Genomic DNA, 10,801 nt, shown 5'->3' with positions numbered 1-10,801 from the left:
AAGATGATACGTATATTATCAAAAGCAAGTTTAATTTTAATGGTGTTTACTACACTATTAGTAACTGAATTAAATGCTCAGCAAGATCCTCAATTCACGCATTATATGTACAATACTTTGAGTGTTAACCCGGCTTATGCTGGCCAAAGAGAGACACTAAGTGTTGTAGGTTTACATAGATCACAATGGGTGGGTATTGATGGTGCACCGCAAACACAATCTTTAGGTATTCATTCGCCTTTACGCAATGAGCGTATAGGTTTAGGTTTAAACATTGTTAGCGATGCACTTGGTCCTGCTAGAGAGAATTTTATTGATGCTAATTTTTCATATACTATTCCTTTAAATGCAAATGATTTAAAATTATCGTTTGGTGTAAAAGGTGGAATACATATGTTAGATTTAGATTGGAGTAAAGGTCGATTCCGAGATCCAGATAACGTGTTCAATGAAAATGTAAATCTTATTTCACCTATGGTTGGTGCAGGACTATACATGCATACTAGAAAATGGTATTTAGGTTTAGCTGTACCAAACTTTTTAGAAACAGAACATTATGATGACTTTCAAGAGTCTAGAGCTACAGAACGCATGCATTTCTATGCCATAGGTGGTTATGTTTTCAACCTTAGTGAAACCTTAGAGTTAAAACCAGCTTTTTTAGTGAAAGCGGTTTCAAATTCACCGCTTATTGCGGATGTGTCTGCTAACTTCTGGTACAAAAAGAATTTAACTGCTGGTTTAGCCTGGAGATGGGATGATTCTGTTAGTGCTCTTGTAGGTTTTCAAGCTACACCTGGCATGTTTATTGGTTATGGATATGATTTAACCACTACAGGTTTAAATAATTACAATGGAGGAACTCACGAAATAACTTTAAGATTTGAAGTGAAACGATTAGGCCGAATTTTATCACCACGTTTCTTCTAAAAATAAGACTATGAGAACAATTTCAAAATATATAAGTTTAGTTTGCGCAGGTATGTTTGCTTTATCTGCCTTTGCACAGAACGGCAAAATAAAAAGTGTTGAAGACGACTATAAGGATTTTGCTTATGTAAAAACAAGTGAGGTCCTTTTGGAGGTAGCCAATAAGGGCTATAAGTCTGCAGATCTTTTTCAGAAATTGGCAAATTCCTTCTACTTTAGAAATGACATGGAGAATGCCGCGAAATGGTATGGAGAGCTATTTACCATGAACGAAGTCATTGATCCAGAGTACTATTTTAGATATGCTTTAGCCTTAAAAGGAATTGAAAACTATGAGGAATCTGATAAGTGGATGAAGAAATTCAATGAACTTAAACCAGATGATATGAGAGGTAAGGCTTTTCTTTCTAAGGTAGATTACAGAGCCAATATTGAAGAGTTGAGTCGTGATGATATTGAGGTTGAAAACTTAGACATTAATACTGAGCTCTCAGACTTCGGTACTACGGAATATGATAACTCCATTGTATTTGCCTCTGCTAGAGGTGGTGGTCGTAAATACCGTTGGAATGAAGAACCTTATTTAGATATATATGCAGTTGAAAAAACTGAAAATGGATTCGGTGAGGTTAAGGAAATTCAAGGAAAAGTTAATACAAAGTATCACGAATCTAGTGCTGTGTTTTCACCTAATGGTAAATACATGTTTTTCACTAGAAATAACTTTTTCAAGTTAAAGTATAAAGAAGATGGAAGTGGTGTTAATCGATTGCAATTATATAGGGCTACGTTGAGTGAAGATGGAACTTGGGATGAGATTCATAAAGTTCATTTTAACAGTGAAGATTATAGCGTTGCTCACCCAGCCTTAAACCTCACAGGAACAAGGTTATACTTTGCATCAGATATGACAGGTACTTATGGGCAGTCTGATATTTTTGTGGTAGATGTAAACGATGATGGCACACTTGGTGAGCCAGAAAATTTGGGCTCTTCAATAAATACGGAAGGGCAAGAATCATTTCCATTTATGGATACAAGCGGTAATTTGTTCTTTTCTTCAACAGGTTTTCCTGGTCTAGGCGGTTTAGATGTATTTAAATCTGAAGAATTAGACCAAAAAGTAGCGTCAGGTTCTAATAGAAATTTTCCAATTGAAAATGTTGGAAAACCAGTGAATAGCTCTGCAGATGATTTCGGGTATTATGAAAATTTGGTAACAAAGCGTGTATATTTTAGTTCCAATAGAGAAGGTGGCAAGGGTAGTGATGATATCTATACTTTTGAGGTTCCTGAGTGTGAACAACTGGTATTCGGAACAGTTCAAGATAGTAAGACAGACGAACTTATACCTAATGCCACTGTGGTTTTATTTGATGGTAAAGGAAACGAAATTGAGCGTAAAACTGTTGGTGAAGATGCAGCTTTTGAATTTCAGTTAGATTGTGAAATGGAATATCTCATTAGGGGAGAAATGGTGGCGTACATATCAGATGAAAAACGTTTTACCACTCCAAAGAGAAAACAAGAATTACAGTTGCAATTACTATTAGAAAAAGATGTACAAGAAATCAATCCTTGCGATGATTTAGCTAAAATTTTGGACATTCCGATTATTTATTTCGATTTTGATAAGTCCAATATACGATATGACGCTGAGATTGAATTACAGAAAGTATTAGCAGTATTGAATAAGTACCCAACAATGCATATCGATATTCGTTCGCATACAGACTGTAGAGGACTTGCAGACTATAATGAGAGGTTATCTGATAGAAGAGCAAAGTCTACACGTCAGTACTTAATAGATAACGGTATTGAAGCAGATCGTTTAACAGCTAAGGGATATGGTGAGTCACAATTGGTTAACGATTGTGGTTGTGAACCAACAAATGCCTCTAGTTGTTCTGAGGATGAACATCAATTAAATAGACGTAGTGAGTTTATCATTACGAGTATTAATGGTAAATCTTGTGACAATAACTAAAAGATTTTACAGATAGAAATTAAAAAATAGCCGTTTAATCACTTAAGCGGCTATTTTTTTATGAAATCCTTTAGCATTTTTAATCCTTTAGATGTTAATTTTGCTTTATGGTAGAAGAAAATGTCATCCTTGTTGATGAAAACGATAATCAAATTGGCATAATGCCAAAAATGGAAGCTCATGAAAAAGCACTACTACATCGTGCATTTTCAGTATTTGTTTTTAATGATAAAAACGAATTAATGCTTCAGCAGCGTGCATTACATAAGTATCATTCACCAGGGTTGTGGACCAATACGTGTTGTAGTCATCAAAGAGAAGGAGAATCAAATTTGGAGGCAGGCAAACGTCGATTACAAGAAGAAATGGGATTTGTAACTGAATTGCAAGAAACGACCTCGTTTATATATAAAGCTCCTTTTGATAATGGTTTAACCGAGCACGAATACGATCATATCATGTTAGGATATTATAATGAAGCACCAAACATTAATGAAGATGAAGTGGCAGATTGGAAATGGATGGGTTTAGAAGATGTTAAGTTAGATATTGCAAAGCATCCTGAATATTACACAGCTTGGTTTAAAATTATATTTGATAAGTTTTATGAATTTATAAACGTAAAAAAATCATGACAGTAACAGTACATAGAAAAGCACATTTTAATGCGGCACATAGACTTTATAGAAAAGATTGGAGTTTTGAAAAAAACGATGCTGTTTTTGGTTTGTGTAACAATCCTAATTTTCATGGTCATAATTACGAACTTATAGCAAGTGTTACTGGAGAGATTGATCCTGAAACAGGATATGTTATAGATGTAAAGATTCTAAAAGATATCATAAAGAGTGAAGTAGAAGATGCATTTGATCATAAAAACCTTAATGTAGAAGTTCCAGAATTTCAAGATTTAAATCCTACAGCAGAAAATATTGCCGTTGTGATTTACAATAAGATAAAGGCAAAACTAGATTCTAAATTCCATTTGGAAATAACACTCTACGAAACACCTCGTAATTTTGTAACCTATTCTGGAAAGTAATATATGGAGACTGAACTCTATCCTCTAAAGTTTTACCCCATTCTTAAAGATAAAATCTGGGGTGGTGAAAAACTCAAAACTGAGCTTAATAAACCTTCAGAATCTAATCAAGTTGGTGAAAGTTGGGAAATTAGTACTGTGCCAGGAGATGTTTCTGAGGTTGTAAATGGCGAGTTTAAATTGCACAATCTTCAAGATTTATTAGAATTATATAAAGGCGATTTAATAGGTGATAAGAATTACAAACGATTTGGAAATAACTTTCCTTTACTCATAAAATTTATTGATGCTAAACAAGATTTAAGTATCCAACTGCATCCTGATGACACTTTAGCAAAAAGGAGACATAATTCTTTTGGAAAAACTGAGATGTGGTATGTACTACAAGCAGATAAAGATGCCAAGCTCATGGTCGGTTTTAATAAAAAAATGAATAAAGATACCTACTTGAAGCATCTTAAGAATAAAACATTAACACAAGTTTTGAATTTTGATAGTGTAAAAGAGGGAGATACCTATTTTATTGAAGCAGGTAGGGTACATGCCATAGGTGCTGGTGTTCTATTAGCAGAAATACAACAAACTAGTGATATTACGTATCGCGTATACGATTGGGACAGAAAGGATGAAAAAGGTGATGAGCGTGAACTTCATAATGACATAGCCATAGATGCCTTTAAATTTGATTTAAAAAACGATTTTAGAGTTGATTACAAAAAGAATAAAAATGTAACAAATGAAATGGTAAGTTGTCCATTCTTTACCACTAATTTTTTAGAAATAAATAGGGAATTGATTAAAAAAAACTCAAACGATACATTTCTAATATACATGTGTGTGGATGGTGAAGTAGAAGTAACCACCGAAAATACAAAAGAGTTTATTTCTAAAGGCGAAACGATTCTAATTCCTGCGGCTATTAAAGATTTTAGCCTTAAGTCAAAGAAGGCACAACTACTTGAAGTTTACATTTAAAAATTGACAAAGTAAATCATGGATTCCGTACATTTGTACGCAAATAAACTGAAAATATTATGGCAAATAAGAGAGATTTAAAAAAGGACATCAATTATGTTTTTGGAGACATTATTGACGCCGTTTACTTCTGGGAATTAGAAAATACGCAAAAACCAACAAAAGAGAGCGAAGCTATTATTGACGATGCTATCGCTTCATTTGATGAACTTATTGCTCGTGTAAACGATAGAGGTGTCGAAGATGCAAAGGCCCATTTCAAAGCAATTAATAAAGACTTAGAAGAAAAAGGAAGAGCATTAATCGAAAGAATTAATAAACTATAAAAAAAGGATTTGCAAAATTGAATTTAACGTTTAATTTTGCGTGCACTTTTGCCGATATAGCTCAGCTGGCTAGAGCAGCTGATTTGTAATCAGCAGGTCGTGGGTTCGAGTCCCTCTATCGGCTCAATAATAGAAACTCTAATTACAATTCATGTGGTTAGGGTTTTTTATTTTCTAAAACCTAAAAGGACGAGAAGTTTATCATGAGCGCAGTCGAAGGGAGTCCCTCTATGGGCTCTAAAATTAAAAAGCTCTAATTGCAATATGTAATTAGAGCTTTCTTTTTTAGAGTCAGCATGTGATTATTCTTCAGTATTTCTATTGGCAATAACTTCGCCAAGCTTTTTGCCGTAAAACGAATTTTTAATATCCTCTGTTAAACCGTTATAAACAGAATCTACATAAATAGGGTTTGCTGAAGGTATTTCGTATAAAGCCAAATAAGGTGCAATAATATTATCCTTATGGTTTAAGGCAAACTGAATGGTGTAAGAGTATTTACGTTTAAATAAAGTTTCAGAAGCCTTAATTAATGAATCTACCGCAATGCTGTCATTATCTTTTTGAGCTAAAAAACTAGCTTCAATAATGTCTAAATTTTGATCATTGAATTTAGACATAACTTTAGTGTATTCATTTAATAATTCTTGTTGCTTAGACCCTTTAATTTCTGCATCATAATTAAAATTCTTCAGCGTAGTTTTTAATTCTGTAACACCTTCATCAGCAAAAAACGGAATGTAGTGTTCCTCACCATCGTTCTTAAATAGTTTAAGATAAAGTAGTATAGGCTCTTCTAAATTAGTCTTCAATGTAAACTCCGGTTGGCCAGTAATAACCATAGAATCTAAATTTATTATAGTTGAGTCTCCTTCTTTCTGAAGGTAAACTATCCCCTTTTTGAGACCTTTTATGTGTCCTTTTAATGTGAAATTGGTTTCAACCTCTTTACTACAAGAGGTGACTATAAATAATAAAAATAAGAGGCTAAGTGTTTTATTCAACTTTGTCATAAGGTATAATAAATGAGATTTTTTAAGTTATGGGTGCAATTAGTCGCATTAATTCAGCAGTAAGCATGGCTCCGTATGTACCTACTACATAGCCAAAAACAGCAAGCAGTACTCCAACAGTGGCTAAAGAAGGATGAAATGCAGCAGCTACAACAGGTGCTGAAGCTGCTCCGCCTATATTTGCCTTACTTCCCACTGCAAGAAAGAAGTAAGGGGCTCTTATGAGTTTGGCAACTAAAAATAGTAAGCCAACATGAACAGCCATCCACACCAAGCCAACCACAATCAACCCAGGGTTGTCTACTATTTTTGTCAAATCCATTTTCATACCTATAGAAGCTACGAGGATGTAAATAAAGACACTGCCAATTTTACTGGCGCCAGCACCTTCATAGGTCTTTAATCTTGTAAAAGATAATAATATTCCAAGAATAGTGGCTATTGTAATCATCCAAAAAAACTGGGATCCAAAGGACGACCATGCAGATTTCTTATCACTAACGGCTTCTAGGTTATTAGTAAGAAATTCGGAAATTTCATTAGCTCCATAATGTGAGATACCTACAACAGTAAATGCCACACCAAGAATGACCATGAAGTCTGCTAAAGTGGGATTTCTTGAAATACTGTCTGCATAACTAGATACCTTTTCTTTTAGGGTGTCAATAGCACTATTATCAGCTTTAAGCCATTTATCAATCTTTTTCTGTTTACCAATACCTAGTAAAAGAATAGCCATCCAAATATTGGCCACTACAATGTCTACGATAACCATTCCTGCATAATTAGCAGTATTATATTCATATATTTCTAACATTGCAGCCTGATTAGCTCCACCGCCAATCCAGCTTCCGGCTAAGGTAGATAGTCCTCTCCAAACAGCATCGGTACCAGAACCTCCAACAGTTTCTGGAGATACCAACGCAATTAGGTAAACAGCAATTGGGCCACCCATAATGATGCCCAAAGTACCTGTACCGAACATGGCTAAGGCTTTCCAGCCAAGTTTAAAAACCGCTTTTAGGTCAATACTAATAGTCATAAGTACCAAAGCCGCAGGAAGCATAAAGCGACTAGCCACATAATACGCTTGGGATTTTCCTGTAACTTCTACCAAAGTACCCTGCTCATTTTCAAATCCCCATTCAGGTGAAATTAGACCAAAAGTAGTTAAGGCTGCGGGCAACATATAAGCCATCAAAAGCGCAGGGATGTATTTATAAAACTTTTTCCAGAACTTATGCTCGCCTGTTGAAGTGTAAAAGACAAAGCCTAATGTTAGCATTAGTAAACCAAAAACAATGGTATCTTGCGTAAACATTGGTTTTACTTCAATTAACTGTGTAGTATCCATAGAGAAACAATTATTGGCGCAAAATACCAAAATAAAGAGCAATAAAAAAGTGACTTTTTAAGTCACTTTTCATTACCAGTAGTTTTCCTTTTTGGTTGTCTATTGTGTTCTTTTAGATATTGCATAAGTATCCATTCTATTTGTCCGTTGGTACTACGAAATTCATCAGCAGCCCATTTTTCTATAGCTTTTAGCATATCTTCATCAATTCGTAACGCAAAGGCTTTTTTCTTAGACATTTGTATCGTTAATTATTTTTTGCTTGTAGGTGTCTATTGTGGTTTTGGCATCTTCCTGTTTTTGGGTACCTATTAATAGCTTTTTTCCACTTTTTAGTACAAGTTGAATGCCAATATCTCCTGATACATTGATGGCTGTGCCTTTAGATTTGTTCCAAAGCGCTCCTCCCTTTAGTCCCCAGCCACCGTATTCTGTAAGTGCATCATAGGTTCTGATGTAAGCCTCGTTAATATCTTCCCATTTTAAAAGTCTATATTTTAAATGAAAAGGGAAAAATTTGTAATGAATACCTTTTTCATCTATTCTGGTGCTCAACTTAAATATAAAGATGAAACTTGATGCTAGCAAAATAATAAGTATTGCAACAACCAGCTCAGCACTAGAGAGATTTTCGGGATTGTTAATATAAGTATGCAATACAATAGCAACAGGAACCATAGTGCTAGCAGCCATTAGCACTATAATCCATGTTTGGTTAAACCGTTGTTCTTCTTTAAAAATTCGCATTATCTATTTTTATCACGTTCAAAAACTACACTGGTCCATCCTTGTCCAATAAACTTTACAGACCATCCTTCTCTAGCATGCTGATTCAGTAGATCTTCAAATTGTTGAAATCGATTTCTGAAACCTAACTTTGGTTGTATGACTTTATATTCTTTCATTTCTAATGACTTAAAGTTCCAGTATTAACCACAGGTGCAGCTTCTTTATCACCACAAAGTACAACCATGAGGTTACTAACCATTGCAGCTTTACGTTCTTCGTCTAGTTCTACTACTTGCTTTTTGTTAAGCTCTTCTATAGCCATTTCTACCATACTTACAGCGCCTTCAACGATTTTATGCCTTGCAGCTACGATGGCTGTGGCTTGTTGACGTTTTAGCATAGCGTTAGCAATTTCTTGTGCATAAGCTAAATAGCCGATTCTTGCTTCAAGGACTTCTATACCAGCTATGGATAAACGCTCGTCAATCTCTTTTTCTAATGCTTCGCTAACTTCATTTACACTAGAGCGAAGTGTGATATCTTCATCATGGCCTTCATCTGCAAAATTATCGTAAGGATACATACTTGCTAATTTGCGAACGGCTGCATCGGTTTGTACACGCACAAAGTTTTCGTAATTGTCTACATCAAAAGCCGCTTTGTAAGTGTCTTGTACACGCCATACCAAAATAGTACTAATCATTACAGGATTACCAAGTTTGTCGTTTACCTTTAAACGCTCGCTATCAAAATTACTAGCTCTTAACGAGATTTTCTTTTTGGTAAAAAAGGGATTTACCCAATAAAAACCATTCTTTTTAATAGTACCGACGTACTTACCAAATAACAACAAAACACGTGATCCGTTAGGTTGTACCATTACAAAACCAAATGCCATAATTAGAGACAATACAATAGGGATAATTGGCCAAGGTGTTTTTAAAGAAATTATGGTAGCGATACTTCCGAAAAACAATACTAAAAATACAAATAGCATAAAGTATCCATTTGCTGGGACGATGATTTTTTCTTCTTTCATGTTAAAAAAATTTAATTGGTTAATCATTTAAAATTCAATATGATATTAAAATGATATCATAAAGATATGTAAGATTAGTGTATTAAACCAATTATTTGTTACATTATTTATGAAAAAAAATGAAAATTTGAGTTTGGCACGCGGTTTGTTAAGTATTAAGTGTAATGGTTTTCAGCGATAGTTACAATCGTAACAACACTACAAATTCGCGACATTACATTTTGGTTGGTTAGTTAGTAAAAAAGCATCTCAAATTTGAGATGCTTTTTTAATTCAGTCTTAATTATACAAGTTGTTAAGAGTCAATGAACTCAATAATACTATCAACAAGTTCTGTAGAAATTGGTCGAGATGCTTCGTTATAAGATTTAGAATTTTCTAAATCATCACCTTCAATTTCAAATAGAACATGATTCATATTTTCTATGATTTTTATTTCAGCATTATCATTGGCTTCTTTTAATAGTCGGGCTTCTTCTTCGGTTACTTGAAGATCTTTAGTGCCATTGATAATAAGTATAGGGATTTTTAATTCGCTAATAATTTCTGCAGGATTATATTGCATCCAATTTATCATAAATGGTTGTAGGTCTATATTGAAAACTGATGCTAGAGTTGGGGGATACTCAGTAGTGGTTTCTCCTTTTTTTAATTTATCAACTACCTTTTGTGCTTCCTCTCCAAGTTTTGGAGCCATATTGGTAACTTGATCTACAATGACATCACCAATATTTTGTCCTGCTCCAGCCAATGAAATAAATCCATCAGCATTTTCTTTTGCTGCAAGCATACCTACCAGACTTCCCTGACTATGACCAATAATATAGATTTTGGAATATGTTTCTTTGGCTCTAAAATACTTTATGACATCTTCAGCATCGCTTACAAAGTCATTAAACATTATATTTTTATCAACATTGCCCTGGCGTATTTGCTTTACAATACGTTTATCGTATCTAAAAGTAGTTATACCGTTGTTGGTTAAACTTTCAGCAAGTTTTTTTAGCGAGTTATTTTTTAAAAAATTTTGGTTGCCATTTCTGTCTGTTGGGCCAGAACCTGCTATTATAATAGCTAAAGCTTGTTTTTGCTTATCGTTAGGAATTAGTAAAGTGCCATCAATAAATTTTGAAACAGAAACTTCTTCTTCTGTATTTGGTTTTTCCTGACCAAAAGAGAGATAGGAAACTAGAACTGAAATAAGGACTATATAATGTTTCATCGGGCAACAAATTTTTATGTTGTAAAGTTAATAGATAAAGCTTTTAGTATTTTAATTTTCAACTTTTTTAGAATCACTTTATTGTGAACTTGTATTCAATTTTACTTTTTATCGATATGTATTTCATCGACTAAATACATATTTTCATCTTTAAATGTTAAAATTAAATGCATTTCATCGATTA

The 10,801-nt window shown here is 34.0% G+C and carries 13 protein-coding genes and 1 tRNA gene; 7 read left to right on the top strand and 7 right to left on the bottom strand.

The window, feature by feature from the left end; translation table 11 throughout:
* The first annotated feature begins 3 nt into the window (after positions 1-3).
* From ACPX19_RS01065 to ACPX19_RS01035, 7 genes are all read left to right on the top strand, one after another.
* On the top strand, positions 4-930 hold the full coding sequence (locus ACPX19_RS01065) for a PorP/SprF family type IX secretion system membrane protein (protein WP_426430966.1): 927 nt from the start codon (positions 4-6) through the stop codon (positions 928-930).
* A 10-nt stretch (positions 931-940) separates the two neighbouring features.
* Complete coding sequence (locus ACPX19_RS01060) at positions 941-2,917, top strand: OmpA family protein (protein WP_426430965.1); 1,977 nt, start codon at positions 941-943, stop codon at positions 2,915-2,917.
* A 107-nt stretch (positions 2,918-3,024) separates the two neighbouring features.
* Positions 3,025-3,552: an isopentenyl-diphosphate Delta-isomerase gene (idi, locus tag ACPX19_RS01055; RefSeq protein WP_426430964.1), complete on the top strand. Its 528-nt coding sequence runs from the start codon at positions 3,025-3,027 to the stop codon at positions 3,550-3,552.
* Complete coding sequence (locus ACPX19_RS01050; RefSeq protein ID WP_426430963.1) at positions 3,549-3,959, top strand: 6-pyruvoyl trahydropterin synthase family protein; 411 nt, start codon at positions 3,549-3,551, stop codon at positions 3,957-3,959. The genes idi and ACPX19_RS01050 overlap by 4 nt, the downstream gene beginning before the upstream one ends.
* Before the next feature lie 3 nt (positions 3,960-3,962).
* Positions 3,963-4,934, top strand: a complete 972-nt coding sequence (locus ACPX19_RS01045; RefSeq protein WP_426430962.1) for a type I phosphomannose isomerase catalytic subunit — start codon at positions 3,963-3,965, stop codon at positions 4,932-4,934.
* Positions 4,935-4,993: 59 nt separating this feature from the next.
* The gene (locus ACPX19_RS01040; RefSeq protein ID WP_426430961.1) at positions 4,994-5,260 is read left to right on the top strand and encodes a hypothetical protein; all 267 of its coding nucleotides are present in this window, start codon (positions 4,994-4,996) and stop codon (positions 5,258-5,260) included.
* A gap of 50 nt (positions 5,261-5,310) precedes the next feature.
* Positions 5,311-5,384 (top strand) — tRNA-Thr (locus ACPX19_RS01035).
* Positions 5,385-5,562: 178 nt separating this feature from the next.
* Here ACPX19_RS01035 and ACPX19_RS01030 read toward each other — a convergent pair.
* The 7 genes from ACPX19_RS01030 to ACPX19_RS01000 all read right to left on the bottom strand — a co-directional run bounded on the left by ACPX19_RS01030 (position 5,563) and on the right by ACPX19_RS01000 (position 10,617).
* Positions 5,563-6,273 carry a DUF4369 domain-containing protein gene (locus ACPX19_RS01030; protein ID WP_426430960.1) on the bottom strand — a complete coding sequence of 237 codons (711 nt, stop codon included), beginning with the start codon at positions 6,271-6,273 and terminating at the stop codon, positions 5,563-5,565.
* A 22-nt stretch (positions 6,274-6,295) separates the two neighbouring features.
* On the bottom strand, positions 6,296-7,609 hold the full coding sequence (locus ACPX19_RS01025; RefSeq protein ID WP_426432408.1) for a DUF819 domain-containing protein: 1,314 nt from the start codon (positions 7,607-7,609) through the stop codon (positions 6,296-6,298).
* Between the two features lie 80 nt (positions 7,610-7,689).
* Positions 7,690-7,866: an Arc family DNA-binding protein gene (locus ACPX19_RS01020; RefSeq protein WP_426430959.1), complete on the bottom strand. Its 177-nt coding sequence runs from the start codon at positions 7,864-7,866 to the stop codon at positions 7,690-7,692.
* On the bottom strand, positions 7,859-8,374 hold the full coding sequence (locus ACPX19_RS01015; protein WP_426430958.1) for a hypothetical protein: 516 nt from the start codon (positions 8,372-8,374) through the stop codon (positions 7,859-7,861). The genes ACPX19_RS01020 and ACPX19_RS01015 overlap by 8 nt, the downstream gene beginning before the upstream one ends.
* Entirely contained in the window at positions 8,374-8,532 is a 159-nt protein-coding gene (locus ACPX19_RS01010) for a DUF4177 domain-containing protein (protein WP_426430957.1), read from the bottom strand. Before ACPX19_RS01010 ends, ACPX19_RS01015 begins: the two co-directional genes overlap by 1 nt.
* Positions 8,533-8,534: 2 nt before the next feature.
* Positions 8,535-9,395 (bottom strand): SPFH domain-containing protein, encoded by an 861-nt coding sequence (locus ACPX19_RS01005; RefSeq protein ID WP_426430956.1) that lies wholly within the window; start codon positions 9,393-9,395, stop codon positions 8,535-8,537.
* A gap of 295 nt (positions 9,396-9,690) precedes the next feature.
* The gene (locus ACPX19_RS01000; protein WP_426430955.1) at positions 9,691-10,617 is read right to left on the bottom strand and encodes an alpha/beta hydrolase; all 927 of its coding nucleotides are present in this window, start codon (positions 10,615-10,617) and stop codon (positions 9,691-9,693) included.
* Between the last annotated feature and the right edge of the window lie 184 nt (positions 10,618-10,801).

The organism is Winogradskyella sp. HB-48, from assembly GCF_049942685.1.
Classification (GTDB): Bacteria; Bacteroidota; Bacteroidia; order Flavobacteriales; family Flavobacteriaceae; genus Winogradskyella.
Note: the sequence above shows the minus strand (reverse complement) of the source record. Positions and strands in the feature narration are given on the sequence as shown.

Excerpts from the sequence above, each read along its gene's own strand:
- ACPX19_RS01065 (WP_426430966.1), top strand. The coding sequence starts at position 4 with ATGATACGTATATTATCAAAAGCAAGTTTAATTTTAATGGTGTTTACT.
- ACPX19_RS01060 (WP_426430965.1), top strand. The coding sequence starts at position 941 with ATGAGAACAATTTCAAAATATATAAGTTTAGTTTGCGCAGGTATGTTT.
- idi (WP_426430964.1), top strand. The coding sequence starts at position 3,025 with ATGGTAGAAGAAAATGTCATCCTTGTTGATGAAAACGATAATCAAATT.
- ACPX19_RS01050 (WP_426430963.1), top strand. The coding sequence starts at position 3,549 with ATGACAGTAACAGTACATAGAAAAGCACATTTTAATGCGGCACATAGA.
- ACPX19_RS01045 (WP_426430962.1), top strand. The coding sequence starts at position 3,963 with ATGGAGACTGAACTCTATCCTCTAAAGTTTTACCCCATTCTTAAAGAT.
- ACPX19_RS01040 (WP_426430961.1), top strand. The coding sequence starts at position 4,994 with ATGGCAAATAAGAGAGATTTAAAAAAGGACATCAATTATGTTTTTGGA.
- ACPX19_RS01030 (WP_426430960.1), bottom strand. The coding sequence starts at position 6,273 with ATGACAAAGTTGAATAAAACACTTAGCCTCTTATTTTTATTATTTATA.
- ACPX19_RS01020 (WP_426430959.1), bottom strand. The coding sequence starts at position 7,866 with ATGTCTAAGAAAAAAGCCTTTGCGTTACGAATTGATGAAGATATGCTA.
- ACPX19_RS01015 (WP_426430958.1), bottom strand. The coding sequence starts at position 8,374 with ATGCGAATTTTTAAAGAAGAACAACGGTTTAACCAAACATGGATTATA.
- ACPX19_RS01010 (WP_426430957.1), bottom strand. The coding sequence starts at position 8,532 with ATGAAAGAATATAAAGTCATACAACCAAAGTTAGGTTTCAGAAATCGA.
- ACPX19_RS01005 (WP_426430956.1), bottom strand. The coding sequence starts at position 9,395 with ATGAAAGAAGAAAAAATCATCGTCCCAGCAAATGGATACTTTATGCTA.
- ACPX19_RS01000 (WP_426430955.1), bottom strand. The coding sequence starts at position 10,617 with ATGAAACATTATATAGTCCTTATTTCAGTTCTAGTTTCCTATCTCTCT.